Source organism: Neisseria sp. P0001.S005 (assembly GCF_051963715.1).
In genome coordinates this window covers 1-211 of the sequence record NZ_JBQCTZ010001158.1, presented here as the reverse complement: position 1 = coordinate 211, position 211 = coordinate 1, and the positions used below count along the sequence as shown (strand labels likewise).

General features: G+C 49.3%; 1 protein-coding gene. It reads left to right on the top strand.

All coding sequences use genetic code 11. The features are described 5' to 3' along the window. Positions 1 to 84: FKBP-type peptidyl-prolyl cis-trans isomerase (locus ACTHSP_RS24395; protein ID WP_440347260.1), on the top strand; the 84-nt coding region annotated here is incomplete at its 5' end. Positions 85 to 211 lie beyond the last annotated feature (127 nt).

Below are 211 nucleotides of genomic sequence, written 5' to 3'. Positions count from 1 at the left end.
TACGGCGCACACGGTGCCGGCGGCGTGATTCCTCCGCACGCGACTTTGATTTTTGAAGTCGAGCTGCTGAAAGTGTACGAATAAGCATTTGACGCTTCAAAAGACCGAGGCCGTCTGAAACCCTGTTTTTCAGGTTTCAGACGGCCTGTTTTTATCAAGATTCGGTATAATGCCCTCTTTTACAAGCAAACCATTTCCCAAGGAACCCCCA